The organism is Acidocella aluminiidurans (assembly GCF_055383125.1).
The window spans coordinates 2888611-2915228 of sequence record NZ_AP031589.1; the positions used below are offsets into that span (position 1 = coordinate 2888611).

At 66.5% G+C, this 26618-nt stretch carries 24 protein-coding genes and 1 tRNA gene; 14 read left to right on the top strand and 11 right to left on the bottom strand.

The window, feature by feature from the left end; translation table 11 throughout:
* Positions 1-14: 14 nt before the first annotated feature.
* The 4 genes from ACZ46S_RS14280 to ACZ46S_RS14295 all read left to right on the top strand — a co-directional run bounded on the left by ACZ46S_RS14280 (position 15) and on the right by ACZ46S_RS14295 (position 2508).
* Positions 15-341 (top strand): hypothetical protein, encoded by a 327-nt coding sequence (locus tag ACZ46S_RS14280; RefSeq protein ID WP_464062252.1) that lies wholly within the window; start codon positions 15-17, stop codon positions 339-341.
* A gap of 11 nt (positions 342-352) precedes the next feature.
* Positions 353-703 (top strand): RidA family protein, encoded by a 351-nt coding sequence (locus tag ACZ46S_RS14285; RefSeq protein ID WP_008494117.1) that lies wholly within the window; start codon positions 353-355, stop codon positions 701-703.
* 308 nt (positions 704-1011) lie between these two features.
* Positions 1012-1845 (top strand): CHAP domain-containing protein, encoded by an 834-nt coding sequence (locus ACZ46S_RS14290; protein WP_464062253.1) that lies wholly within the window; start codon positions 1012-1014, stop codon positions 1843-1845.
* Positions 1846-1914: 69 nt separating this feature from the next.
* Positions 1915-2508 (top strand): nitroreductase family protein, encoded by a 594-nt coding sequence (locus ACZ46S_RS14295; protein WP_295738158.1) that lies wholly within the window; start codon positions 1915-1917, stop codon positions 2506-2508.
* A gap of 62 nt (positions 2509-2570) precedes the next feature.
* On the opposite strand, the gene ACZ46S_RS14300 is transcribed toward ACZ46S_RS14295, so the two are convergent.
* The 4 genes from ACZ46S_RS14300 to groES all read right to left on the bottom strand — a co-directional run bounded on the left by ACZ46S_RS14300 (position 2571) and on the right by groES (position 6760).
* Entirely contained in the window at positions 2571-3602 is a 1032-nt protein-coding gene (locus tag ACZ46S_RS14300) for a hypothetical protein (protein WP_464062254.1), read from the bottom strand.
* Positions 3602-4594, bottom strand: coding sequence for a radical SAM protein (locus ACZ46S_RS14305; protein ID WP_464062255.1), 993 nt, complete (start codon positions 4592-4594; stop codon positions 3602-3604). Before ACZ46S_RS14305 ends, ACZ46S_RS14300 begins: the two co-directional genes overlap by 1 nt.
* Before the next feature lie 148 nt (positions 4595-4742).
* On the bottom strand, positions 4743-6389 hold the full coding sequence (gene groL / locus ACZ46S_RS14310) for a chaperonin GroEL (RefSeq protein ID WP_295738147.1): 1647 nt from the start codon (positions 6387-6389) through the stop codon (positions 4743-4745).
* Positions 6390-6466: 77 nt separating this feature from the next.
* Complete coding sequence (groES, locus tag ACZ46S_RS14315; protein ID WP_295738144.1) at positions 6467-6760, bottom strand: co-chaperone GroES; 294 nt, start codon at positions 6758-6760, stop codon at positions 6467-6469.
* Positions 6761-7029: 269 nt separating this feature from the next.
* Between groES and ACZ46S_RS14320 the strand changes: the two genes are divergently transcribed.
* Positions 7030-7287 carry an usg protein gene (locus ACZ46S_RS14320; RefSeq protein ID WP_008494127.1) on the top strand — a complete coding sequence of 86 codons (258 nt, stop codon included), beginning with the start codon at positions 7030-7032 and terminating at the stop codon, positions 7285-7287.
* Between the two features lie 104 nt (positions 7288-7391).
* Here the strand turns inward: ACZ46S_RS14320 and ACZ46S_RS14325 are convergent, their stop codons facing one another.
* From ACZ46S_RS14325 to ACZ46S_RS14335, 3 genes are all read right to left on the bottom strand, one after another.
* Positions 7392-7775, bottom strand: coding sequence for a lysozyme inhibitor LprI family protein (locus ACZ46S_RS14325; RefSeq protein ID WP_464062257.1), 384 nt, complete (start codon positions 7773-7775; stop codon positions 7392-7394).
* Positions 7776-7780: 5 nt separating this feature from the next.
* Positions 7781-8440 carry a class I SAM-dependent methyltransferase gene (locus tag ACZ46S_RS14330; protein ID WP_295738135.1) on the bottom strand — a complete coding sequence of 220 codons (660 nt, stop codon included), beginning with the start codon at positions 8438-8440 and terminating at the stop codon, positions 7781-7783.
* An 82-nt stretch (positions 8441-8522) separates the two neighbouring features.
* On the bottom strand, positions 8523-10412 hold the full coding sequence (locus ACZ46S_RS14335) for a protein-disulfide reductase DsbD family protein (protein ID WP_464062258.1): 1890 nt from the start codon (positions 10410-10412) through the stop codon (positions 8523-8525).
* A gap of 49 nt (positions 10413-10461) precedes the next feature.
* Between ACZ46S_RS14335 and hrpB the strand changes: the two genes are divergently transcribed.
* A complete protein-coding gene (hrpB, locus tag ACZ46S_RS14340; RefSeq protein ID WP_464062260.1) occupies positions 10462-12855 on the top strand; it encodes an ATP-dependent helicase HrpB in 2394 nt (797 codons plus the stop codon).
* 168 nt (positions 12856-13023) lie between these two features.
* On the opposite strand, the gene ACZ46S_RS14345 is transcribed toward hrpB, so the two are convergent.
* The 3 genes from ACZ46S_RS14345 to ACZ46S_RS14355 form a co-directional block, all read right to left on the bottom strand.
* On the bottom strand, positions 13024-13557 hold the full coding sequence (locus ACZ46S_RS14345) for a hypothetical protein (protein WP_464062262.1): 534 nt from the start codon (positions 13555-13557) through the stop codon (positions 13024-13026).
* Positions 13558-13811: 254 nt separating this feature from the next.
* On the bottom strand, positions 13812-15068 hold the full coding sequence (locus tag ACZ46S_RS14350) for a hydantoinase/carbamoylase family amidase (RefSeq protein WP_464062264.1): 1257 nt from the start codon (positions 15066-15068) through the stop codon (positions 13812-13814).
* A gap of 195 nt (positions 15069-15263) precedes the next feature.
* Positions 15264-15337 (bottom strand) — tRNA-Gly (locus ACZ46S_RS14355).
* A 249-nt stretch (positions 15338-15586) separates the two neighbouring features.
* Here ACZ46S_RS14355 and metZ point away from each other — a divergent pair.
* Positions 15587-16771, top strand: coding sequence for an O-succinylhomoserine sulfhydrylase (gene metZ, locus ACZ46S_RS14360; RefSeq protein WP_464062265.1), 1185 nt, complete (start codon positions 15587-15589; stop codon positions 16769-16771).
* Between the two features lie 106 nt (positions 16772-16877).
* Here metZ and ACZ46S_RS14365 read toward each other — a convergent pair whose 3' ends face one another.
* A complete protein-coding gene (locus ACZ46S_RS14365; RefSeq protein WP_464062266.1) occupies positions 16878-17951 on the bottom strand; it encodes a glycosyltransferase family 4 protein in 1074 nt (357 codons plus the stop codon).
* A gap of 130 nt (positions 17952-18081) precedes the next feature.
* Between ACZ46S_RS14365 and ACZ46S_RS14370 the strand changes: the two genes are divergently transcribed.
* The 7 genes from ACZ46S_RS14370 (at position 18082) to coxB (ending at position 26616) form a co-directional block, all read left to right on the top strand.
* Complete coding sequence (locus tag ACZ46S_RS14370) at positions 18082-19395, top strand: UDP-glucose dehydrogenase family protein (RefSeq protein WP_464062267.1); 1314 nt, start codon at positions 18082-18084, stop codon at positions 19393-19395.
* Positions 19396-19438: 43 nt separating this feature from the next.
* The gene (locus tag ACZ46S_RS14375; RefSeq protein WP_464064290.1) at positions 19439-21139 is read left to right on the top strand and encodes a methyltransferase domain-containing protein; all 1701 of its coding nucleotides are present in this window, start codon (positions 19439-19441) and stop codon (positions 21137-21139) included.
* Entirely contained in the window at positions 21139-23115 is a 1977-nt protein-coding gene (locus ACZ46S_RS14380; protein WP_464062269.1) for a methyltransferase domain-containing protein, read from the top strand. Before ACZ46S_RS14375 ends, ACZ46S_RS14380 begins: the two co-directional genes overlap by 1 nt.
* Positions 23116-23125: 10 nt before the next feature.
* Complete coding sequence (locus ACZ46S_RS14385) at positions 23126-24160, top strand: rhamnan synthesis F family protein (protein ID WP_464062270.1); 1035 nt, start codon at positions 23126-23128, stop codon at positions 24158-24160.
* A 56-nt stretch (positions 24161-24216) separates the two neighbouring features.
* On the top strand, positions 24217-24930 hold the full coding sequence (locus ACZ46S_RS14390; protein ID WP_464062271.1) for a lysophospholipid acyltransferase family protein: 714 nt from the start codon (positions 24217-24219) through the stop codon (positions 24928-24930).
* Positions 24927-25595, top strand: coding sequence for a cupredoxin domain-containing protein (locus ACZ46S_RS14395; protein WP_464062273.1), 669 nt, complete (start codon positions 24927-24929; stop codon positions 25593-25595). The genes ACZ46S_RS14390 and ACZ46S_RS14395 overlap by 4 nt, the downstream gene beginning before the upstream one ends.
* Positions 25596-25728: 133 nt before the next feature.
* Entirely contained in the window at positions 25729-26616 is an 888-nt protein-coding gene (gene coxB / locus ACZ46S_RS14400; RefSeq protein WP_295738049.1) for a cytochrome c oxidase subunit II, read from the top strand.
* Positions 26617-26618 lie beyond the last annotated feature (2 nt).

Below are 26618 nucleotides of genomic sequence, written 5' to 3' on the forward strand. Positions count from 1 at the left end.
GGAAGCCCTATCGCATGAAACCGTATCTTGCCGCGCTGGCGGCCGCCCTGCTTCTGGCCGGCTGCGCCAGCCAGCCGCAAAGCCAGGCCGAGGCCGCCAACCAGGCCGCCTGCACCGCCAGCGCCAACCAGGCCTATCAGAACAGCACGGTGAACCTGCAGGCCCGCACCCTGCAGGACGGCCAGCGCTTCGGCGCGCCGACGCAGCTGTTTCAGTCCGAGCAGATGGGCGCGATGAATGAGCGCTATCAGCAGATTCAGCGTTGCGTGCAGTTCGGCAACCAGAATGGCGGCCCCAGCGTCAACAACGTGCCGGTCGTCGCCCCGCATATCGTCAACTAACGGAGTTTCTCATGAGCCGTATCATCCGCACCGAGGCCGGCCCGGTTCTCGCCAAGGCCGTCGAATATCACGGGTTCGTCTACACCATGGGCGTCGGCCCGCTGGACAATAGCGGCGACATCAAGGCCCAGACCAAGGATGTGCTGGATCAGATCGATGCCCTGCTGGAAGCGCATGGCACCGACAATACCCGCCTGCTCCAGGCGCATATCTGGCTAAAGGATATTTCAGATCGCGCGGCGCTTAATGAAGTCTGGACCGCATGGCTGCCGGAAGGCCAGGCCCCGGTGCGCGCCTGCGTCGAGGCCAAGCTGGCCGACCCGGCCTGGCTGGTGGAGATCATGGTCACCGCCTGCCGCTGATTTTTACCGGCCCTTCATTCTTTTTTAGAATGAACGATTTGGGGAGCGTTCCACGCTCCCTTTTTTGTTAAGACTCGCTTAAAAAACCCGGTTCTGGCCTGGAAAGATTGCGTTTTCGGCGTTTAGGAAAATTGTCTTAAACATAACAGTCAGATGACACTCAGATCATCGAATTCATGTATCTGTTGTAATTTTGTCGCAGTCATGGGTTGCGCGTCCTGCAATCCACCCGTAGCAAATCGTCATAGTTTGTTTGCGTCTCGTACGGATCGGGTGGACACGAAATGGTTGGGAACAAGGCGAACAGGATGATGACAAAGGGCGTTGGCGCCTGGGCTGCTGGTGTCTCCGTCGCCGCGATAACCGCCCTCTGCCCCGCCGCCGCCAAGGCTTCCACCCATCACAGCGTCTCCCATGCCTCCCACGTCTCCCATATCGCGCACAGCACGGTGCATCACAGCAGCAGCCGCGTCGCGCACGAGACCCATCATATCAGCACCCATGTGGCCACCCACGAAATCCACCGCGTGAGCAGCCATGTGGCGCAGAGCCATCACGAGATCAGCCGCACCCACGAAGCCAGCCGCCGCGATGCGCATGAGCTGCATCATGTCGCCAGCCGCCATCTCTCCCACCGCGCCCGAATCGCCGCCGAATATCGCCATTCCTATATTCAGTGCGTGCCTTATGCGCGGGAGGTCTCGCATATCCAGCTCTCCGGCGATGCCTTCCTCTGGTGGGCCGAAGCCGCCGGCCGTTATCAGCGCGGCGACACCCCGAAGGTCGGCGCCGTGCTGAATTTCCGCTCCATCGGCCGTATGCCGCTCGGCCATGTCGCCGTCGTCACCGCCGTTTTGGACCCGCGCACCATCCTGGTGACGCAGGCCAACTGGGTGCCGGGCTCGATCACCAACGACGTCACCATCCAGGACGTTTCCCCGGACAATAACTGGTCCGCGGTGCAGGTTGAGCTGGGCGATACCCGCACCATGGGGTCCACCTACCCGACCTATGGCTTCATCTATAACCATGCCGATACCGGCACGGTGATCGCCGCCACCGGCAATGGCCGCAACGAGGTCGCCGAAGCTCCGGTGGCCCGCCCGGTCGCCGCAGAAGCCCCCAACCGCAACCTGCAATAAGGCAGCGTCTTTGCCTCTCCTTTGAGGCTCGGTTAAGCTTGCGCCGCGTCTTACTTAAAGGAGCGATGCATGAGCCTGACCGCCAATTCCCGCACGGCCGACCACCCGATCGAGCCGATTTTCCTTGAGCGCTGGTCGCCGCGCGCCTTCAATGGCGAGGGCATTTCCGAGCATGATCTGCGCACCATGTTCGAAGCCGCGCGCTGGGCGCCTTCCTCCTATAATTCCCAGCCCTGGCGCTTTCTTTACGCCCGCCGCGACAATGCGCATTGGGACAAGTTCCTCGGTCTGCTGAACCCGTTCAACCAGAGCTGGGCAAAGACCGGCTCCGCCATCGTCTTCATCGTCTCCTCCGAGACCATGACGGTGCCGGGCAAGGAGACGCCGGTGCCCTCCTACAGCCATTCCTTCGACGCCGGCGCCGCCTGGGCCTGCCTGGCGCTGCAGGCCACCGCCATGGGCTGGTTCGCGCACGGCATGGTCGGCATCGAGCTGGAGAAGATCTATACCGAGCTGAAAATCCCGGCCGGCTATAAGGTCGAGATGGGGCTGGTGATCGGCAAGCAGGGGCCGAAGGACCAGCTGCCGGAAGCTCTGCAGGCCCGCGAGGCGCCGAGCCCGCGCAAGCCGGTGACGGAATTGGCCTTCGAAGGCGGGTTCTGAAGGCAAGAATTGGGGGGATTTTTGAAAAAATCCCCCCAAACCCCCTAAAAACTTTTGCGCTGTTACGCGGGGAGTTTCCCGGTTAGCGAAACGGGGAGCAGGCGCAGGAGTGCCGCTCTTACGCGGTGCCAGAAGGCCGAGAGCAGCAGCAGCGCGCAGCCGGCGATCAGCGCCGTCACCGCCAGGCTCTGCGCCTCGCTGCCGGATTGCCGCAGCACATGCGCCAGCGCATAAATCACATAGCCAAGGGCGGAGACCAGCAAGGCCCGCCGGTCCACCAGCAGCGCCACCACCGCCAGCACCGCGTACAGCGCCACCGCCACCGCCGCATCGCCCCTACCCTGCAACAGCCCCAGCAGATAAAACGCCGGATGCACCAGCATCGGCGCCGCCAGCAGATGCAGCCAGAAGGCCACATCCGCCCGGCGGGTGAGCCGGGCGCGGTCCGACATATCCCACCACAACGCCACCGCGAACACCGCCAGCCCGCCCGCGATCATCAGCCAGGGCCAGTAAGGCAGCAGCCCCGGCGCGAAGCCCAGCGCCAGAAACACCACCAGCCCGACCAAGGCCCCGCACCCGGCCGCCACCGTGATCGGCACCTTGAAGCGCCACCAATGCGCGTAGATCGCCAGCGCCTCGATCCCGGCGGTAAAGCCGGTGGTGAGATACAGTCCGCTCTTCGTCCCCACCCGCCCATAAGGCAGGAAGGCCAGCAGATGGTCCGCCACATACACGCCGATCACATGCATCAACAGCAACGCCACGCCCTGGGCATAGAGCAGCAGCAGCAGAATGCTCGGCAGCGCCATGCGCCGGCGGCGGGTGAAATACTCCGCCATCACCCAGGCTTCCGCCGCCATCGCCAGCCCGCGTGACCAAGCATCCCCGGCCAGCACGAAGGTGGCGATGCCGACCAGCGCGATGGCGATGGAGACGAAAATATCGTTGAAGCCGCTTAAGAGCCGGACATATTCCTCATCGACCGCCGGCACTTGCCGCCGCGCCGCGACGAATTCGCGCAGCGCCGCGGCATTTTGCGCGCTGATCGCCCCGGCCTGAACCGCCTCGTTCAGATCCTGCTCGGAATACATCAGGCCAGGGCGGGGGTGGGGTCCGCTTCGCGCTGCTTGCCCCGGAAGCCGTCGAACAGGCTCATCTGATGCACGCAGCTCAGCGTGCAGGTCGGCGCGCAATCCTTCTTGGTATGGTATTCGCGCTTAATGTCCTCGCGCGTGTAGTCCAGCAGCGGTTTCGCCGGATAGCCGCGCTGCTGCGAGCAATAATGCACCCGCCCATCCTCGGTGATGTAGAGATAGCGCGCCCCGGCCCGGCATTTCCAGTCATTCGGCTTGCCCTGCATCAGGTTCTTCTGAAACAGCCTGTAATTCAGCGTATGCACCAGCGAGGGCGAAATCTCGGTCACCTTCCGGTAGGCCGCCATTTGCGCGTCCGAGAGCGCCTTCAGCGCCCCGGAATGGTCGTGCAGCACGCCCACCGAATGCTGGAACCCGTATTTCGCCGCCGTCTCGGCGATGGTGATGACATCCTGTGTGCGCTCACCGGTCACGCCCAGCACCGAGTTCACATTCACATTGAATTTGGCATGCTCCTGCAGCAGCTTCAGCCGCCCTTCCACGGAGGAGAGGCTCTTCATCGAAATATCGTCGGCGATCAGGTTGTCGATGCTGATCTGCATGCCCTGCAGCTTCGCCGCGTTCAGCCGCTCGATCCAGCTTTTGGAGAGCTTGAAGCCGTTGGTGATCATGGTCACGATCATGCCCTTGTCGCGGGCATGGCGGATCACCTGGTCCAGCTCCGGATGCAGCAGCGTCTCGCCGCCGGTGACGGTGAGCGAGGCACAGCCCAGCGCCGCCAGATGGTCCACCTGGGCGATCAGCGTTGCCAGCGGCACCGGGGCGGAAAAATCGTCATATTCATTGCAATAGCCGCAGGCCAGATTGCAGCGCCGCGTCACCACCATCTGCGCCAGCAGCGGCGTATAGCGCGTGAAAATCGCCTTGCCGGCGAAGCGCAGGCCCGCTCCCAGAGTGTCCATGCGTTCGGAGAGGCTCGGTTTATCCACGCGGGCGGGTACTTTCTAACGGTTGAAACATGCAGCTTGTAGGCCGCATGAAGCTAAATTTCAATCTTGCGGGGCAAGCCAGCGCCGCGCCCAACAAAAAACCCCGGCATCGCTGCCGGGGTTTCCTGTTTCAAGCCGGAAGGCTGGATTAGAAATCCATGCCGCCCATGCCGCCCATGCCGCCCATGTCGGGGGCGCCCATCGGGGCCTTCTTCTCGGGGCGCTCGGTCACACCGGCTTCGGTGGTGATGATCAGAGCGGCCACGGAGGCGGCGTCCTGCAGGGCGGTGCGCACAACCTTGGTCGGGTCGATGATGCCGGCGGCGACCATGTCCTTGAACTCACCGGACTGGGCGTCGTAGCCATACACGTACTCGGCATTGTCGAGCACCTTGCCGGCGATGACCGCGCCGTCTTCACCGGCGTTCTCGGCGATCTGGCGCAGCGGCACCTGGATGGCGCGGCGGATGATCTCGATGCCGGTCTGCTGGTCGTTATTATCGGCCTTCAGCCCGTCCAGCACCTTGGAGGCGCGGGTCAGGGCGACACCGCCGCCCGGCACGATGCCTTCTTCAACCGCGGCGCGGGTGGCGTGCAGCGCGTCGTCCACGCGGTCCTTGCGCTCCTTCACCTCAACCTCGGAGGCACCGCCGACGCGGATGACGGCAACGCCGCCTGCCAGCTTCGCCAGACGCTCCTGCAGCTTCTCACGGTCGTAGTCCGAGGTGGTCTCCTCGATCTGCGCGCGGATCTGGTTGACGCGGCCGGTGATGTCCTCCTTGGCGCCCACACCCTCGACGATCGTGGTGTTTTCCTTCTCGATGAGGACCTTCTTGGCGCGGCCCAGCATGTTCAGGGTCACGGTCTCGAGCTTGATGCCCAGATCCTCGGAGATCACCTGGCCACCGGTCAGGATGGCGATGTCTTCCAGCATGGCCTTGCGGCGATCGCCGAAGCCCGGCGCCTTCACGGCGGCGATCTTCAGGCCACCGCGCAGCTTGTTCACCACCAGGGTGGCCAGGGCCTCGCCCTCGACATCCTCGGCGATGATCAGCAGCGGCTTGCCGGTCTGCACCACGGCTTCCAGCAGGGGGAGCATCGGCTGCAGCTGGGAGAGCTTCTTCTCGAAGATCAGGATGTACGGGCTCTCGAGGTCCGCAACCATCTTCTCCGGGTTGGTGATGAAGTACGGGGAGACATAGCCGCGGTCGAACTGCATGCCCTCGACGACATCGAGCTCGGTCTGGATGCCCTTGGCTTCCTCAACCGTGATCACGCCCTCATTGCCGACCTTCTGCATCGCCTTGGAGATCATCTCGCCGATCTCGGACTCGCCGTTGGCGGAGATGGTGCCAACCTGCGCGGTCTCGGACGGGTTGGTGATCTTCTTGGTGCGGGCCTTCAGCTCTTCCACGACGGCGGCAACCGCCTTGTCGATGCCGCGGCGCAGATCCATCGGGTTCAGGCCAGCAGCCACGGCCTTCACGCCCTCGCGCACGATGGCCTGGGCCAGCACGGTCGCGGTGGTGGTGCCGTCGCCGGCCAGGTCGTTGGTCTTGGAGGCGACTTCGCGGATCAGCTGCGCGCCGAGATTCTCGAACTTGTCGGACAGCTCGATTTCCTTGGCGACGGACACACCGTCCTTGGTGATGCGCGGGGCGCCGAAGGATTTCTCGATGACAACGTTACGGCCCTTCGGGCCCAGGGTCACCTTGACGGCATTGGCGAGGGTGTCGACGCCGCGCAGCATGCGGTCGCGCGCGTCAGAACCAAAACGGACGTCTTTAGCAGCCATGATATAGCTCCTCTATGAATGAGCGTCCCGATGACGGAGCGGCTTCAGCCGCGCAGTCTGAATCGGGCCGCGTTAAATCAAGCGGCGATGATGCCGAGAATGTCGGATTCCTTCATGATCAGCAGGTCTTCCCCGTTGATCTTGACCTCCGTGCCGGACCATTTGCCGAACAGCACGCGGTCGCCCGCCTTCACGTCCAGGGCCACCAGGGCGCCGGTCTCGTTGCGCGCGCCGGCGCCAGCAGCGACGACTTCACCTTCCTGCGGCTTTTCCTTGGCGGTGTCCGGAATGATGATGCCGCCGGCGGTCTTTTCTTCGGCGGTGATGCGACGGACCACAACGCGGTCGTGCAGAGGGCGGAAATTCGCCATATGATCGCTCCTAAACATTATGTCTTAAAAGCTTCCCAGCCTGTCCGGCCCAATTGTGCGGCACCGCGGCTGTTAGCACTCCCTTGGAAGGAGTGCCAGAGATGTAGCCCGGGCGGCCCGGTGAAGTCAAGAACGGCAGCACTTCCCGGTTTTGAGTGCCAAGTTGCTGGTTTCGTTGAAGATTATAGTTGCACAGCAGGGGGTTGTGTGTGGCAGTCTGGTGAAACCCCGGGGATTGCCAACACTGACTTCAAGAGAGAGTGCCAAGCATGTCCCTTGCCTTGCAGATGCGCGACTACCGCCTGACCACCGCCGAGATCCTCTATCATCTGCCGGACCATCCGGGCCTGTTGCAGAGCTATATCTGGCAGGAGCTCGATCTCGCGCCGAAATTCCCCGCCTTGCACAAATTCCTGGATTTCTGGGCCGCCAATCTGGATGGCAAGCTGCATTCGGTCCGCGTCGGCCAGGCGGAGCTGATCAAGCCCGCCGGCTGGCGCAACGCCCAGCTGCTGACGCTGCATTAGCGCCTCAAGCTCTTAGCTTGAGGCGCCAAGTTTTGGTTTAGCGAGCAATTTCATGTGTTTAAGTTGTCGCTGCCGCGTCAACCTAAACACATATTGCTCTAGCTTTACTGGCCGCCGCAGCTGACATCGCCCTCCTGGCAGTGCAGCTGCGCCTCCAGCCGCTTGGCCTGCGCCTCGGTCAGCGCCGTCTCGCATTGGTTGCGCACCAGCGGATGGATGGTCCCGCCTTGCGTGCCCATCGTCTCGAAGCCGCATTGCGCGTCGCGGTAGGATACCCAGTCGCGCTCGGCCTGGCGCAGCTTCGTCTGGCCGGCCGGCGAGATTTTGCCCAGCAATGCCCGGTAGCTGGCGTTCAGCGCCGCATCCGCCTTCTGGAAATCCCGGTAGGAGCAGATATTCATATCCGTCTGCGTCTGCGGATCGGCGCAATTCCGCGCCAGGGCCGGGCCGGCCAGCAGCAGGCCGGCCGCCAGGATGATGCCGCGCATGGCGCTTAGCGCACCAGCTCCACCAGCCGGAACAGCCCGATCGGCCGCATATCCGTGATCCTTGCCTGGGCGAGGTCGGAGGCGGCGAACATATGGTCCAGCCGGAAATCCGGATGCCAGCCCAGCGGCTTGGAGGCCGGGGCCATCGCCCGCTCGATCCACCAGATCGGCCCCGACTCGCGGGCGAAATGGTTGACGAACAAAATCCGCCCGCCCGGCTTCACCACCCGGCGCAGCTCCGCCACCAGAGCGCGGGGGTCCGGCACCACGGAGGCGACGAACATCGCCACCGCGACGTCGAAGCTGCCATCCTCGAAGCTGGTCGCCTGCGCGTCCATCTCTTCCAGCGCCTCGACATGGCGCAGCCCCATCTCGGCCACGCGGTCGCGGGCGATGTTCAGCATGTCGTGGGAGAGATCGATGCCGGTGATGCGCTTGGCCGGGCTGTAGAGCGGCAGCGCCAGCCCGGTGCCCACCCCAACCTCCAGCACCTTCGCGCCGGGGGCCGCGTTCACCGCCGCCACGGCCGCATTGCGCGCCGCCCTGGAGATCAGCCCGAACCAGCTGTCATAGGATTTCGCGTAGCGTGAATAGGTGGCTTTGATGCTGTCAGCATCCAGTTTCGCGCGCGGGCCGGACAGCGCCGCGCCGGAGACATCCTGCATCCTCAAGTCCTTGACGCCTGTCATTTTATCGTAACCGAATTTTGCGCGGATTGGGCCCAGGCGCAATGGCCGTAAAGGTTTTTTAACCTTGCAGCGCGTCTTTCACGATGCCGGGGGTGAGGATTTGCGGCAAAACCGCCGCCGCGCCGCCGGGCGGATAATAGAGATAGAGCGGCACCCCGGCATGGTGGCTGGCTGCCAGCAGGGCGGTGATGGCCGGGTCGCGGTTGGTCCAGTCCCCCACCAGCAGCGCGACATGCTTGGCCTTGAACAGATCCCGCACCGGTGCCGCTTCCAGCGTGGTGCGCTCATTCACCTGGCAGGTGATGCACCAGGCGGCGGTCAGGTCGATGAAGACCGGCCGGTGCTGCGCCCGCAGCCGCGCCAGCAGCGCCGCGCTGTAAGGCTGGGCGCCGGGCAGGGTGAGCCTGGCGCCGGCCGGGGCGCTGGGCAGGAGGGGCAGCAGCACCAGCGCCAGCAGCGCGAAAACCGGCTTGCGCGCCAGGCTGAACCCCAGCAGCAGCGCGCCCAGCCCCAGCAGCGCCAGACCCAGCGGGCCGGATTGGCGGAACAGTACCCAGCCCAGCCAGAGGCAGGTGGCGAACATCGGGATGGAGAGGAGTTTCTGCACCCATGCCATCCAGCGCCCGGGGCGGGGCAGGGCAGCGGCCAGGGCCGGGATGAAAGCGAGGATCAGGATCGGCAGCGCCAGCCCCAGCCCCAGCGCCAGGAACAGCCCCATGGCGGGGAGTGCCGGCATCGCCAGCGCGGCGGCGATGGCCGCGCCCATGAAGGGCGCGGTGCAGGGTGTGGCCACCAGCACCGCCAGCAGCCCGGTGAGCACGCTATGCTGCGCCGGCAGCCGGCCGATGAAGCCCGGCATCGAGAGATGGAACAGCCCGGCCATGCTCAGCCCCGCCGCCAGGATCACCCAGGCCGCCAGAGCGACGAACACCGGCGACTGGAACTGAAACCCCCAGAACGCCGCCACCCCGGCGGCGCGCAGCCCCAGCAGCACCCCGCCCAGCACGGCCATGGAGCCCAGCACGCCCAGCGTATAACCCAGCGCCTCGCGCCGGATATGCGCGTGCGCGGCGCCGCCCATGCGGGCAAAGGCGGCGGCCTTCATCGCCAGCACCGGGAACACGCAGGGCATCAGATTCAAAATCAGCCCGCCCGCCAGCGCCAGCAGCCACCAGGGGGTGTGGGATTGCGGCGGCGCTGGCGTGGTGGCGATGGCGAGCGCCTGCATCCGCCCGCTCGGGTCGGTGAGTTCCAGCAGGCCGGTCAGCCGCGCCGGGGCGGGGCCGGCGAGTTTCAGCCGCAGCCTCAGATCATGCGCGCCGAAACTCAGATTTTGCGGCGCGCTATTCACCAGGGCGCTGGCCGAGTCGGGGAAGAAATGCGCGGATTTCACCTGCTGCGCCCCCACCCCGTCCAGACGCAGCGTACCATCCGGCGTCAGCGTTGCCTTATAGGGAGAGGCAACGATGCTGGGGGCGGCGGGAAACAGCCCGGCCTCGGCGGAGGGCCCGCCTGCCAGAGACAGGGTGAAGCTGGCATGTTCGGGCACGCAGATATCGGAACAGACCAGCCAGCGCGCGTTCACGGTGAGGCTGTCGCCGCTGATCCCGCTGGCGGTGAAGGGCAGCAGCGCCTCGCCCGAGAGCACATAGGCGGCGATCCCGTCCTGCAGGAAATAATCCGGCGGGGGATAATCGAGGGGGCTCAGCGTCACCGGCGCGGCGGCGCTGATGGCAGGGGGAAAGCCGGCATCGCCGGGGTTTTTCCAGTAAATATGCCAGCCAGGTGCCAGTTTGAATTGCAGCGCCAGGCGCAGCGTGCCGTCGGCGGCGCTGTTGGCGGCGGAGACCAGCCGCACCTGATCGCGCGGCGTCACATAAGGCGCGCTGCTCGCCGCCAGGGCGAAATGCGGCAGGAACAGCAAGACGAGCAGGGCAAGGCAGCGCATGGCCGGGAATATCGCATGGGCGCGCGCTCTCTGCTATCCGGGCGCGATGATGACCGATCTGCCCGTCGCCGAAGCCCTGCCCGCCCTGCTGCATGCGCTGGGCCAGCCGGGCGGCAATGCCGTGCTGGTGGCCCCGCCAGGGGCGGGCAAAACCACCACAGTGCCGCTGGCGGCGCTGGAGGCGGGCATGGGCGGCAAGATCCTGCTGCTGGAGCCGCGCCGCCTCGCCGCCCGCGCGGCGGCGATGCGCATGGCCGAGCTGCTGGGCGAGGTTGCCGGCGAGACCGTGGGCTTTCGCACCCGGCTGGAAAGTGCGGTCGGCCCGAAAACCCGCATCGAGGTGATCACCGAAGGGCTGCTCACCTCCCGCCTGCTCTCCGACCCCGGACTTGAGGGCATCGGGCTGGTGATTTTCGACGAGGTGCATGAGCGCAGCCTGGAGGCCGATCTCGCCCTGGCTCTGGTGCGCGATCTGCAGCGCGGCCTGCGCCCGGAACTGCGCATCCTGGCGATGTCCGCCACCGCCGAGGCGGAAAAGCTCTCCGCCTTGCTGGCAGCACCGGTGATCAGCAGCGAGGGCAAGATGTTCCCGGTGGAAATCATCCACGCCAAGCGCGACATCATGTCCCCGCGCGATCTGCCGGAGGCGGCGGCGAAGGCGGTGCGCGAGGCGCTGCTGGCGCATCCCGGCGATATTCTCGTCTTCCTGCCCGGCATGGCCGAAATCCGCCGCACCGCGCAGGCGCTGGAGCGCTGCCCGGCTCTGGTGCTGCCGCTGCATGGCGATCTTTCGCGCGAGGCGCAGGACAAGGCTTTGCGCCAGCATGAGGAGCGCCGCGTGGTGCTCTCCACCTCCATCGCCGAGACCTCGCTCACCGTGCCCGGCGTGCGCATCGTCATCGATGGCGGCTATCGCCGCGCCCCGGTGCTGGACACCAGCTCCGGCCTGACCCGCCTGACCACCCAGCGCATCTCGCGCGCCGCCGCCGCGCAACGCGCCGGGCGTGCCGGGCGGCTGGGGCCGGGTGTGGCGATCAGGCTCTGGTCGGAAGCGCTGAACCGCGGCCTGCCGCCCTTTGACCGCCCGGAAATCTTCGCCGCCGAGCTTTCCGGCCTGGTCCTGGCCTGCGCCGCCTGGGGCGAGGCGCCGGGCGACCTGCCGTTCCCGGACGCCCCGCCCGACGGCGCGCTGAAGGCCGCGCAGGCGCTGCTGGCGCAGCTGGGGGCGCTGGATGAGGCGGGCAGGATCACGGCTTTGGGCCGGGAGATGGCGCGGCTGCGCGCCGAACCGCGCCTCGCCGCGATGATGCTGGCCGCTCCGGACAAACCCACCCGCGCCTTGGCCGCCGACATCGCCGCGATTCTGGAAGAGCGCGATTTCCTCGCCCAGACCGCGAGTGCGGATCTACAGCTCCGGCTGGATGTGCTGGCCGGGCGGGGCGAGGGCGACCGCGCCATCCTTTCGCGCGTGCGCCAGGCCGCGAAAATCTACCGCAACCGGCTGGGGCTGGGGACGATGCCGGGCTTCGGCGCGCCGGGGGCGGTGGTCGCCGCCGGGTTTCCGGACCGCATCGCCCAGGCGCGCGGGGCGGATGGCTCTTACCGCCTCTCAGGCGGTGGCGCCGGCAATCTCCCGGCCGCCGACCCGCTGGCCCGCAACCGGCTGCTGGCGGTGGCGGCGCTGGACGGCAAGGGCGCGAAAATCCGCCTCGGCGCGGCGCTGGATGCCGATGATCTGCCGGACTTCCTGCGTGCCCGCTGCAAGACCACCCGCGAGACCGGGTTCGACCCGGTGAGCAATAATGTCTCGGTGCGCGAGCGGGTGCGGCTGGGCAATTTGGTGCTGCGCGACCGCGCGGCGGCGCCGAACCCCGAGGAAATCCAGGCGGCTTTGGCGCAGGCGCTCTCCACCCGGCTGGAGCAGCTGGACTGGACCGATGCGGCGGAAAATCTCTGCGCCCGCGTCGCGGTGATGCGCGGGGTGGACGACACCTACCCGGACCTCTCCCGCGCCGCGCTGGCCGCCACCGTGCAGGATTGGCTGGCCCCCTATCTCGCCGGGATGACGACGCTGAGGGAGGCCAAAAACCTGGACCTCTATCATCTGCTGCGCGGGCTGATGAGCCATGAGCAGGCCGCGCGCCTGGACAAGGAATTGCCCGCCGAACTCAGCCTCAAACATGGCCGGGTGCGGATCGATTATTCCGGCCCGCTCCCCGTCGCCGCCGCGCGGGCGCATGTGTTCTACGGCACGGATGCGACGCCGAAACTGGCCGGGGGCAAAATCCCCTTGCAACTGGCGCTGCTCTCCCCGGCGCAACGGCCGATCGCCATCACCGCCGACCTCGCCGGCTTCTGGCGCGGCGGCTGGGCGGATGCCAGGCGCGATATGCGCGGGCGCTATCCCAAGCATGACTGGCCGGAGGAGCCCTGGCGCGGCTAAGAGGATGTTTGAAACGCCACTCTGGTTGAAACGCCACTCTGGCGGACTCACCAGAGCGACTTTTGAAACAGACTCTAAGATTTCATCACTTCATTTCGGCCGCACAAGGTGGCCGCCCCGCCCCGCCCAAGCCCGTCAGCCTGCGCAAGCTTTGCGACGCCGGCACCCTCACAGCCGCCAGTTTGGCCGCACCGGTTGCAGGCAGATTTCACCCTGCGTGGCCCAGCGCACCCGCACCTGCAAGGTTTCGCCATTCGGCAGTTCCAGGCCGAACTGGTCGCACAGGCTCGGCTCATCGGGAATGGTGACGCGGAACAGCTCCCCATGAACGCCCAGCAGATCGCAATCATGCGGCTCGGGCTCGCCATTTTCGCGGGGGATGATGATCCGGGTGACCGGGTTGAGGATTTCCAGGCCGAGCACATTGCCCTTCACCCAGCGCACGCCGACCATGCGGCGCCAGCCATCGGCATGTTCCAGTTCCACCTCCTGGCCGGTGGAGAAATGCCGCCCCGCATCCGGACGCGGTGAGAGGATGACGGCGCGGTAGCCCTCAACCGAACAATCGGTGATGCGGCATGGATGCCGGAATGGCTGCCCGGGAATGCGCAGCAGCGTGCGGCGGGATAGATAGGAGCCGGTTTCCACCGGATGGGGTGGGGCGTGCCGCTGCCCCCAGGGCGTGGAAGTCTGGAGTTCCATGAACGGTTTCCATCCTTGGCGAAGTTGAAAGTGGCAAGGATGATGCGCAGAACGAGTTAATAAAAAATTTCGAAAAGCGATGCCTTACAGCTTCGTAATTTACTGTTTCGAATGGTGATCATTTTCAAAAAAGCCATTAAAAATCAGGGAATTTTCGGGCGTTTCGAATTTCGGTGCGAGCGCCGGGAGGTTTTTGCCGCGGCTTTTTGAAAAAAGCGGCGGCAAAAACTTTTGCAAATTTTCCAAATCGCCTTTTACGGGGTCAGCGCCGCCCAGATCGCCTCCACTGCCAGCGCCAGATCCGCCTCGTCCATGCCTTCATCCGGATTATGGCTGCCATTCCAGTTGCGGATGAAAATCATCGTGCTCTCCCAGCCGGCCATCGCGAAGGCCGCGGCATCGTGGCCGCCGCCGGCGCGCATGCGCCGGGGGGTATGGCCCAGCCGCGCCGCGCCGGCGGCCGCCAGCGCCACCATCGCCTCGGAAAGCTGCGCCGGCTGGCTGCGGCTTTGCGCGCCGAGCTGGAAGCCTATGCCAGGCCGGGCGCGTTCGATGCGGGCGATCTCCGCGCGCAGCCGCCGCTCCGCCTCATCCAGCGTGGCATTGTTTTCGGAGCGCAGATCGACGCAGAATTCCAGCGTCCCCGCCACCTTGGCCATGGCATGGACCGGGCTGGCGGCGTCCACCCGGCCGAAGGTCACGGTCAGGTCATGGCCCTGCGCCAGCATCTCGTCCCAGACCCGCTCCATCGCCAGCGCCAGGTCGGCGAAGGCGATCACCGCATCCGCGCGCCCTTCCCGCGGGGCGCCGCCGGAATGCGCCCAGATGCCATCGATGCGCGCGTTACGGTAGCGCAGCCCGCCGCGAATCGCGGTCACCAGCCCATAAGCCTCGCCGGCGCTGTGCAGGACCGGCCCCTGCTCGATATGGAATTCCAGGAATTGCGCCGGCGGCGGCGGCGTCCGCGCCAGCGCCGCTTCCGGGTCGTAGCCCTGGGCGCGCATATGCTCGGCCAGGCTCTGCCCGGTATCGGCGCGGGTCACCTCCATATCCTGCCGCGTCAGCCGCCCCAACGCCCCGCGCGAGCCGATATAGGAGGCGGGAAACCAGACGCTCTCTTCCGCGCGGGTGACGGTGACGACGAAATCCATCTTCGGGCGGGTGCCGGTGGCGTGGAAGCAGGCGGCGAGCGCCATGGCGGCGGCAACGCCGGCCTGGCCGTCATAAGCGCCGCCCTGGCTCACCGTATCCAGATGCGAGCCGACATAAAGCGGGGTCGCGGCCGGGTCGCTGCCCCGCAGCCGGGCGAAAAGATTGCCGGCTGCATCGCGCGAGACCTCCAGCCCGAGATGCCCCGCCTCCTCCTCGATCACGGCGTGGGCGCTGGATTCCAGGTCGCTATAGGAAGGGCGGGTCCAGCCCGGGCCGCCGGCGGAGAGGGCGTTCACCCGCGTCAAAATCCGGCTGATCGTCTCGCGGATGGTGGCTTGGATGGCGGTGGGCTGGTTCATGGGCGGCGGGTCCAGGCGTCAGGGGTGATCGTGGGTGGCGGCAGGGCGCCGGAGAGGGGCGGGGGACGATGGCGGGGCGACAAGCGCATGAGCTTCGGCCTGCCGCATCGCCGTCACGGATAATCAGTGACGGCCGAAAAATACAGGAATTTCAGGGGTTTTTCAACCATCGGCGGGCGTCGCCAAACGGGAAACTGGAGCGGGTAGCGGGAATCGAACCCGCGCATCGAGCTTGGGAAGCTAGCAGGCTACCATTACATCATACCCGCCCGTGACGGCGTACATAGTCGAGCCCGCCGGGCTGCGCAAGCCGTGCCGGAGCATTGACCGCGCTCCCCCGGAGGGCTAGGCGTTGGGGCACCTCGTGATTTGTCCGGCCGGATTGCGGCGAGGCGTCCCCTGGCGGGACGGAGCAAAATAAGCGCTAAAGAGGCCCGGCGGAGGGTTGCGCGCGCCCCGCCTGGCCCCGGGCCGGACAGAGTTTGTCCGCACCGCGCTTGAAAGATGGGCCACCGAAGATGTCCGACACGCCGAAAACCCGCCTTGCCACGGACCTGATCCATGCCGGGCGCATCCGCACCAATCTGGACGAGAATGGCGAGGCGCTGTTCCTCACCTCCGGCTTTACCTATGAGAGCGCCGATCTGGCCGAGGCGGTGTTCGCCAACCAGGTCGAGCATTTCCAGTATTCGCGCTTCGCCAACCCGACGGTGACGATGCTGCAGGATTGTCTGGCCAAGATCGAAGGCGCACAGGCCTGCCGCGCCACCGCCACCGGCATGGCGGCGGTGCATAGCGCGGTGATGTGCGGCTTGAAGACCGGCGACCGGGTGGTGGCCTCGCGCGCTTTGTTCGGCTCCTGCCACTGGATCATCTCCACCCTGCTGCCGCAATATGGCATCGAGGGCGTGTTCGTGGATGGCGGCGACATGGAAGGCTGGAAGGCGGCGCTGAGCCAGCCGACTGCTTTGGTGCTGCTGGAGAGCCCCTCCAACCCGATGCTCGATATTGTCGATCTGCGCGCCGTCTCCAAGCTGGCGCACGCGGCCGGGGCGGTCGTGGTGGTGGATAACGTCTTCGCCACCCCGCTGCTGCAGAAGCCGCTGGAGCTGGGCGCGGATGTGGTGGTCTATTCCGCGACCAAGCATATGGACGGCCAGGGGCGGGTGCTGGGCGGCGCGGTGCTCGGCTCGAAGAAATGGATCGAGGAGGTGTTCCAGCCCTTCTTCCGCAATACCGGCCCGTCGCTCTCGCCCTTCAATGCCTGGGTGATTCTGAAGGGTCTGGAGACGATGGCGCTGCGGGTGAAGGCGCAGAGCGAGAGCGCGGAGAAAGTGGCGCAGTTCCTGGATGGCCATCCGAAGATCAAGCGCGCCTTGTACCCGACGCTGGCGAGCTTCGCGCAGCGCGAGCTGGCGATGAGCCAGATGAGCGGCGGCGGCACGCTGGTGGCCTTTGAGCTGCAAGGCGGCAAGGCGGAGGCGTTCCGCATGATGAACGCGTTCCGGGTTATCACGATCTCTAATAACCTGGGCGATACCAAATCCCTGGCAACGCATCCGGCGACGACGACGCATATGAAGATCGGCGCGCAGGAGCGGGCGAAGCTCGGCATCACCGACGGCACCATCCGGCTATCGGTGGGGCTGGAGGATGCCCAGGATCTGGTCGAAGACCTCGCCCAGGCTTTGGACAAAGTCTAAAAAGTTTTTGGAGGGCGAAGGCGGCCAAGGTTCCGCCGCTGCATCGCAGCGGTGGAAAGCCGCCGAAGGGGTGGGGGGATTTTTACAAAAATCCCCCACGACTTTGTTAACTAGACCAGCTGCCGATCCCCGCCCGCCGCGCCCGCCCGGCGACATAGAGCGTCCAGGCCACCTGCACCAGCAGCGGCAGCAGCCCGATCCACAGCTTCGAGGCCGAGTTCGCCGCCACGAAGCCGATCGCCGTCACCCCGCCCAGCAGCGCGAACAGCCAATGGATCACCGCCACCAGCCGCGCATCCATCCCGGCCCGGCGCACCACCTGATAGAGATGGCCGTGATGCGCCCGGGCGATGTTCTCGCGCGCCAGGGTGCGGCGGATCAGGGTGAATGTCACATCATACAGCACGCCGGAGAGCAGCAGCGGCACCAGCAGGAAAGAGAGCTGCACCTGCTCGAACCGCGCCGCCGCCACCCCGAACAAAGCCAGCATGAAGCCGCAGAACTGGCTGCCGACATCGCCCATGAAAATCCGGCCCTTGGGAAAGTTGAAGGGCAGAAACCCCAGCACCCCGCCGGCCAGCAGCAAGGAGGCGGTATAGATGAAAAACCCGCCCAGCGCCCCGGCGATGCCGGCCAGGAACAAACAGGCGATGAGGGTGACACCGCTGGCCAGACCGTTCAGACCGTCGATGAAATTCATCGCGTTGGTGACATAGAGCAGAAATCCCAGCGTCAGCGGCAGGCCGAGCCAGCCAAGCGGGGTCAGCCCGAAGCCCGGCAGCGCCAGATCATGCAGATACAGCCCCGAGGCCACGGCGGCGATGGCGGCCAGCAGCTGGGTGCCGAGCTTCACCGTAAAGGGCATATTCAACAGGTCATCCGCCATCGAGACCAGGGCAATCAGCACCGACGCGGCGATGACGCCGATGAAATACCCCTCCGCCAGGCGCGAGACCTGGCCGTAGCGATAGAGCAGCAGCACCCCCAGCAGGAAGGCGAAGACGATGCCCACCCCGCCGGATTTCGGCGTGGTCTGGGCGTGCGCCTTGCGCGCATCCGGATGGTCCGGCACGCCGATGGAGATCATCACCCGGACGATGATGCCGGAAAAGATCGCCAGCCCGCCCATGAGGGCGAGATGACGGGGAAGTGACAAGGCGGAAAGGGTGGTGAGGCTCATCTGGCGCGGACCATGGCTGAAACCGGAGGGAATTTGAAGATCTCTTGTTTTCCGCCGGCCAGGGCTTGTGCTGGCCTGCCGGCCACGCCAGAAGCAGGGGCAGGACAAACCGGTGCGGAGGGTTTGGGGGTTGAGGATCGCGATTATCGGCGGCGGCTATGTCGGGCTCGTCTCGGGGGCTTGTTTCGCTGAATTCGGCGTTTCCGTGGCGGTGGTCGAGGCGGATGCCGCCAAGCGCCAGATGCTGCTGGAGGGGCGCATCCCCATCTATGAACCCGGTCTGGACAGGCTGGTGGCCGATAACGCCGCCGCCGGGCGCCTGACCTTCCCCGAAACGCTGGAAGCGGGCATCGCCGAGGCGGAGGCGATCTTCATCGCCGTCGGCACCCCGACAAGGCGCGGCGATGGCCATGCCGATCTCACTTATGTTTACGCCGCCGTCGAGCAGGTGCTGAAGGCGCTGGACCATCCGGCGGTCATCGTCACCAAATCCACCGTGCCGGTCGGCACCGGGCGGACGATCCTTGAAATGGCCCGCCGGCTGCGCCCGGATCTGGCGGTGGACGTGGCCTCCAACCCGGAATTCCTGCGCGAGGGCAGCGCCATCCCGGATTTCATGCGGCCGGACCGCGTCGTCGTCGGCGCCGAGAGCGAGCGCGCCCGCGAGGTGCTGCGCCAGCTCTATCGCCCGCTTTATCTGATCGAAACCCCGATCCTGTTCACCGGGCTGGAGACGGCGGAGCTGATCAAATACGCCGCCAACGGCTTCCTGGCGATGAAGATCACCTTCATCAACGAAATGGCCGATCTCTGCGAGAAGGTGGGGGCGGATGTGAATGACGTGGCCCGCGGCATCGGGCTGGATGGGCGGATCGGGCGGAAATTCCTGCATGCCGGGCCGGGCTTCGGCGGCTCCTGCTTTCCCAAGGACACGCTGGCGCTGATGCGCATCGCCGAGGAGGCGGGGGCGCCGTCGCGGCTGATCCAGTCGGTGGTGGCGGTGAATGACCATCGCAAGGACGGGCTGGCGGCGCGCGTGGTCGCGGCCTGCGGCGGCGATGTCGCCGGCAAGGTGATCGCCGTGCTCGGCCTCGCCTTCAAGCCGGAAACCGACGATATGCGCGAGAGCCCGGCGCTGCCGCTGGTGCGCGGGCTGGTCTCGCGCGGGGCGAGCATCCAGGCCTTCGACCCGGAGGCGATGGAAACCGCCCGGCCGCTGCTGCCCGCGCGCGTCACTCTGGCGCCGGACGCCGCCGCCGCCCTCACCGGCGCCGATGCGCTGGTGCTGGTCACTGAATGGAACGAATTCCGGGTGCTGCCCCCCGCCCGGCTGCGCGAGCTGATGCGCGGCGACGTGGTGGTGGATCTGCGCAATGTCTTCGACCCCGCGCCGCTGCGCGCTGCGGGCTTCACCTATACCGGCATCGGGCGCCCGCTGCCGTGACCAAAAGACCGCCCCAACCGCGAGGAATGATCGCTTGAACGCCGTGCACGCCAAGTATCCGGACTTTGCCAATCCCGAATTGCTGGAAAAGCTGCCGCTGACGGCGAAAACCGTGCTGGATGTCGGCTGTGCGCAAGGCGCGCTGGGGGCGAATTATCTGCGCCGCAACCCGAATTGCCGCTATCTCGGGATCGATGTCGACGAGGACGCCGCCGCCCAGGCCCGCACCCGGCTGACGGAGGTTTTCATCGGCGATGTCGAGGCCAATCCGAATCCGTTCGGGCTGGCGGAAGGCAGCGTCGACTGCATCGTCTATGGCGATGTGCTGGAGCATCTGCGCGATCCCTGGGCGCTGTTGCAGGCGCAGGCCAGGCTGCTCTCCCCGGAGGGCACAATTCTGGTCTGCACGCCGAATATCGAGCATTGGAGCGTGGTGGCGCGGCTGCTGGTCGGCAAATTCCAGTATGAGGAGAACGGCCTGTTCGACCGGACCCATCTGCGCTGGTTCAGTCCGCGCACGATGATCGAGGCGCTGACCGGGGCCGGGCTGGAGCTGGTGGACGCGGCGCCGCGCCCGAATACCGAGATGGAGCGCGCCGAACAGTTCGCCACCCTCGCCGCCCCCCTGCTGCAGGCGCTGGGCGTGGATGTCGAGGAATATCGCCGTCGCTGTGCCCCGATTCAGGTGATCCTGCGCGCCCGCAAAGCCGCCCCGGCCTGGCTGGACATCGCCGCGACGATGCTGACGCCGCAGGGCGGTGTCTCCGATGTGCGGGTGCTGGAGCCGATGCGCGCCTTGCGCACCGAGAGCAGCGTGCTGGCCGCGGTGATGCCCGAGGCCGAGCTGCGCCCGCGCCTGAACAATGCGCCGCGAATCGCCATGCTGCACCGGCCGCTGCTGCTGGGCGAGGAAGGGCGGGCGCGGGTGCGCGCGCTGCTGGCGCAGGATTATCTGGTGGTCAGCGAATTCGACGATCACCCGATGTTCATGGAAGAGCGCGGGGTGGATCTCAGCCAGCTGCTCACCTTCCGCGGCGTGCATGCGGTGCAGACCAGCACCCCGGTGCTGGGCGAGGCGCTGCGTGAGCAGAATCCGGAGCTGGCGGTGTTCCCCAACGGCGTCTTCGAGCTGCCGCAGGTGCGCAATTTCCAGGATCCCGAGCATCTCACTCTGTTCTTCGGCGCGCTCAACCGCCAGCGGGACTGGGCGCCCCTGGTGCCGGTGCTCAACGAGGTGGCGCGCGCCGTCGGCGATCGGCTGCGCTTCCGGGTGCTGTTCGATGAGGGCTTCTTCCAGGCGCTGGAGACCCCGCATAAGAGCTTCGAGCCGGCCCTGGTGGATTACGCCACCTATCTGCGCGAGCTCTCCGCCGCCGAAATCAGCTTCATGCCGCTGGAGGATACCCCCTTCAACCGCGCCAAGTCGGATCTGAAATTCATCGAGGCCGGGGCGGCCCGGGTCTGCGCCCTGGCCAGCCATACCGTCTATGCCGCCTCCATCCAGGACGGCAAAACCGGCGTGCTGTTCCGCGACCAGGCCGAGCTGCGCGCGGCGCTGCTGCGCCTGCTCGCCTACCCGGAAGCGACCCGCCGCATCGCGGATAACGCCCGTGCCTATGTCGCGCAGAACCGCATGCTGGCCTATCAGGTGCAGGCGCGCATGGAATGGTATCGCAGCCTGTGGGCGCGGCGCGAGGAGCTCAACGCGGCGCTGCGCGCCCGCGCGCCGGAGCTGTTCGCCTGATGACAGCGACCGGCCGGTATCGGATCAGCGCTTACACCGAGGCGGAATGGCTGCAGGGGCGCAGCCAGGCGGCGCATTGCCCGAATTGCGGGCATGAGGGCCGCGCCGAAGCGGCTTTGGCGGTGTTTCACCACCCGCCGGGGCTGGATCTGGACTATCATCTGCTGCGCTGCCCCGCTTGCACCGTGCTGTTCGTCGATACGCTGCCGGTGGTGGATTATGGGCGCGACGAGCTGATCGAGATCGGCTGGCCGCCTTATTACGCGCAGATGGGGGCCGGCACCTGGCCGATCGCCTCGGCGCTGGCGCGCATCGTCAAGCCGGCGGGGGCGAAGGTGCTGGAAGTCGGCGGCGCCTACGGGTTCGGGCTGGATTTCTGCGTGCATGGCAAAGGCTGGCAGGGTGTGGGGTACGACCCCTCGCCGCTGGCGGCGATCGGCGCCAAGGCGCTGGCGCTGCCGGTGATCCAGGGCTTCTTCACCGAGGAGACGCTGCGGGACGGGCCGTGGGACGTCATCGTCGGCACCGAGCTGATCGAGCATATCAACGAGCCGCCGGAATTTCTGCGGCTGATGCGCCGGGCCATCGCGGATGATGGGGTGCTGATGCTGACCACCCCGGCGGCGGATTTCATCACCCCCGCGCTGGCGCCGCTGGAGCTGGACGCGCTGATCGTCCCCGCCGCGCATGTGGTGCTGCAGAGTGTGGCGAGCATGGAGCGCGCCCTGCGCGATGCCGGTTTCGCGCATGTGGCGGTGCGCCAGAAACGCTCCGCCCTGGTTGCCTATGCCTCGCCGGCGCCGTTGGCGCTGGATGAGGATCAGGGCGCGGCCTGGCGCGCTTATCGCGGCTATATGGAAGCCCGCGCCGCGCGCGCCCCGGTGGGCAGCGATATCCAGTTCGGCTTTGCCGGTCGGGCGATGTTCGATGCCGCCAATGATGCCGACGAAGCCGCCTGCGAGAGCGCCTGGGCGATGCTGAATGCGGGCGCGCAGGCCCGCTATGGCTACCGGCTGGAGGAGCTGACCGCGCTGCCCGACGGGGCGGCCAGCGCCCAGCTCGAAGGGCTGGGCGAAAAAATGCCGCACGGGCTGGGCATGATCCTGTTCGCCCGCGCCATGCAGCGCCTGGCCCGCGGCGAGTCGCGGGCTGCGGTGCGCCCGGTGATGGCGCTGGCGCTGCAGGCGGTGGAGGCGCTGCAGGCGGCGCTCGGCCGGCGCTCGCTGGGGGATGATCTGCTCTCCTCCAGCGTCGGCGAGGTGCTGCGGCTGGAGCTGCTGCTCTGCGATGCCGAGGCCGGCGCGCCGGGTGTGGCGGAGGCGCTGATCGCGCGCGGCGATATGGTCGGCGGCTGGCGCGGCTTCGTGGCTTTGGTGAATGCGGGGGCTATCGAGCAGGCGGCTGCGCTGCAGGCCGGGCTGCTCGGCGCCGCGCCGGGTCCGGACCTGGCCGCCGGGCTGCGCCGCAACGCCTTGCTCAGCCTGGCGAATTTGCATCTGGCCGCAGGCCAGGACGCCGCCGCCGCGCTGCCGGTGGCCGAGATGCTGGCGGCGGCGGGTGAGGATGTGGTGGCGCTGCGTCTGGGGGTGTTCGTCCGGTTGGTGAACGCTGCCCGGTATGATGAGGCGCATGCATTGGCGCAGTCTCTCGGCCCGGTATTCGCGGCGCTGCGGCCGCCTTTCTCCCGCGCGGCGCAGGATGCGCTGTTTTCTGTCGGCATGCTGCATCTGCAGTTGCCGGAAGGCCAGCGCCGCGCCGCCGCGACCCTCGCCCGGCTGCGGGAGGATCTGCTGGCCCAGGCCCCGCTTGGCGGGCCGGCCCACCCGCTATTCTGGTCGGCGCTGCGCGGCGAAGTCATCGCCCTGTTCAAACTCGGGCGCGGCGATGAGGCGGCTGGCCTGCTGAAAGCCCATTTGGCCTCCTATGAGGATGCGCCGGAGGATTTGCGGCAGGTGCTGGATGAGCAGAACGCATGAGGGGTGAGCTGTGAAACGCATCGCCCGCAGGGTGTTGTCCATCGCCCGTTGGTATGTCTGGGTGCCGTTGGCGCGGGTGATCGGCTGGCTTCGCTCACCCCGGCAGACTTTGATCTCCTGGCCGGAGACCGGCATCTTGCTCGGCCCGCGTGTGGTGCTGTTCATGCATTTCGACGCCCGGGGCGGCGTGCGTGCGCAGGTGCTCGACTATCTGCGTGCCTTGCGCGCCAGCGGCCGGGACGTGGTGTTCGTCAGCAATGCCGGCAAACTGACAGAGCCGGCGCAGGCCGCACTGCGCGAGATCTGCGCCGGTATCATTTTGCGCCGCAATATCGGCTATGATTTCGGCGCCTGGCGCGACGCGATCGATCGCCTCGGCCTGCCGCGCGCGGAGACCGAGGAGGTGATCCTCGCCAATGATAGCGTCTTCGGGCCGTTGCTGCCGCTGGGCGATGTGCTGCGTCGGCTGGACTATACGCGCGCCGATATCTGGGGCCTGACCGAGAGCTGGCAGCTGCGCTACCATCTGCAATCCTATTTTCTGGCCTTCGGCCCCGCCGCGCTGCGCGCCAAGGCCTGGCGTAAATTTTGGAACAGCGTGCGCCCGGTGCCGGCGAAGCCGTTTATTGTGCATCGCTACGAGGTCGGCATCACCCAGGCGATGATCAAGGGCGGGCTGCGCTGCGCAGCACTTTGGCCCTATGAGGCGCTGACGAAGATGGTGAGCTTCGAGGTTTTGAAGGCGCTGGTGGCCGATGAGCAGGACGGTAATTTTGCGGACCCGGTGAATGACGCCAGGCTGTCGCAGGTCCGAAATATCCGCGACAATGTCGCCAGGCGCGTGGCGATGAACCCGACCTCCGATCTCTGGCGCCAGCTGCTGCTCACCGGCTTTCCCTTCATCAAGCGCGAGCTTTTGCGCGACAATCCCAGCAAGGTGCAGGATGTCGGGGACTGGAAGGATGTCGTGCGCGACGAGCTGGGCGCCGATCCGGGGCCGATCGAGCAGGATCTGCGGCTGATGCTGAAGGGTGGGGCGCCCTGATCCGGCTGGTCTGCCGGGCTGCCGCGACCCTGCTCTGGACGGTTTTCGCCATCGCCGTGCAGGCGGTGCTGCTGAACCTGCCGGGCTGGGGCAAGGCCTGGTTCGCGCGGCTTTACTGGCGCGGGGTGGCGCGCATCATCGGGCTGGAGCGGCGCTGCCTGGGCGGGCTGAGCCCCAGCCGGCCGACCTTGTTCGTCGCCAATCACTGTTCCTGGCTGGATATCGTGGCGCTGGGGGCAACGCTGCCGGGCTGCTTCATCGCCAAAAGCGAGGTCGGCGGCTGGCCCGGTATCGGGCTGGTGGCCAAGCTCGGCCGCACCATCTTCGTCTCCCGCAACCGCGAGACGGTGGCGCAGGAGCAGCGTCTGCTGGAAGCGCGGCTGCAGGCGGGCGACAACATCATCCTCTTCCCCGAAGGCACCACCTCGGACGGCAACCGCGTGCTGCCCTTCGCCTCGGCCTTCTTCACCCTGGCCTTCGGCGCCGCCAAGCCCTGGGTGCAGCCGGTGACCATTGTCTATGACCGGCTGGAGAGCCAGCCCGTCCGCCATGCCGACCGGCCGCAGATTGCCTGGTATGGCGACATGGACCTCGCCCCGCATCTGCTGCCGCTGCTGCGCCGGCGCCGGGTGCGGGCGACCATCCTGTTCGGCGCGCCGATGCCGCCGGGCAGCTATGCCAACCGCAAGCAGATGAGTGCCGCGCTGGAGCGCCAGATCAGCGCCAACGCCGCCGCGCTGCGCCAGGGGCGGGAGCTGCCGGCGCCGTGAGCGCCAACCAGTTCATGCATCAGGAGCTGGCGCTGCTGCTCAGCTTCGCCGGCTGGCTCATCGTCGCGCTGCTGGGGCTGGCGGCGCTGGCGCTGGGCTATCTGGGCCTGCGTCGCTTGCTGCACGACATCCTGGCCCCGCGCGGCTTCAGGCCGGAAAAAATCACCGCCATCGGCTGGATCGTCGTCCCGTTGGCGGTGCTGCTGGTGCTGGCGATCCCGGCGGCGCGGATGCTCTATCGCGCCGATCAGCCGCCTTATCTCACCGTCAGCGTCACCGCGCATGAATGGTATTGGCATTACGATTATGTCTCCGCCCCCGGCCTTGGCTTCGACAGCCGCGCCGTATCGCGGGCGCGGCTTGCCCCCGGCGCGGTCTATGGCGATGCCGCCGATCATCCGCTGGTGGTGCCGGCGGGGGAGAAAATCCGGTTTCTGGTGACCAGCGGCGATGTGATGCACGGGTTTTTCGTCTCGGCGCTGGGGCTGCAGATCTATGCGCTGCCCGGCGCCATCCTCACCGGCTGGACAGTGATCGCCAAGCCTGGCCTCTATGACGGCCAGAGCAGCCCGATCTGCGGCGACGACCATCAGCCGATGCCGATCCAGATCAGAGCCTTGCCGCTACCGGCCTATCGGGCCTGGCTGGCGGCGCAGCGCGGCTGAGGGAGTGCTGCAAGCCGGGACACTCACCTATTTCGCTTGATCTCCCCTGCCACCCCCCGTATCGTTTCCAACATAAGAAGGCTTGGAAACGGCCAATGAAAATAAAGCGGGATGCAGACGCATGAAGCTGAGAGTGAAATCTGCCTTGACGTTGGCAATGCTGGCGGCGGCAAGCGGGCTATGGTGCCACGCTGGCCTGGCCCAGACCGCCGCCCCGGATCCCACGGCGGCAGCCAATCACTACGTGGACGCGCCGTTCAACTGGCAGCTCTGGTTTCCGGCGGCCGGCAGCCCGATGCAGGCCAAGATCGACTGGCTGATGAAATATGTGCTCTGGATCATGGCCGGGGTGGTGGGGTTCGTCGCCATCCTGATGGGCTATGTGATGGTGCGCTTCCGCGCCGCGCGCAACCCCAAGCCCAGCCAGACCACCCATAACACCTTGGTCGAGATTGTCTGGATCGTGGTGCCCTGCCTGATCCTGGTCGCCATCATCGTGCCCTCGATCAACCTGATCTATTACGAGGCGAATGACAGCGACCCGTACATGACCGTCACCGTCACCGCGCATCAGTGGTATTGGGAATATAAGTATGACTCCGTGCCGGGGCTTGATTATACCAGCTACATGATCCCGGATAATGAGATCAAACCCGGCGAAATCCGCCGCCTTTCGGTCGATCACCCGCTGGTGCTGCCGGTGGGCAAGAAGGTGCGCTTTGTCATCACCAGCGCCGATGTGCTGCATGGTTTCTACCTGCCCTCGCTGGGGGTGCAGAAATACGCCATTCCCGGCACCCAGCTCACCAGCTGGACCGAGATCGACAAGCCCGGCACCTATTATGGCCAGTGCAACCAGATTTGCGGGCTGAACCATGATGCCATGCCGATCGAGATCAAGGCGGTGCCGCTGGCCGATTACATCGCCTGGACCAAGCAGGCGCTAACCAATTACGCGCAGACTGCGCCCGCCGCCGCCCCCGCCATCCCCCGCACCCTGTTGGCTGACGCCGCGCGCTGAGG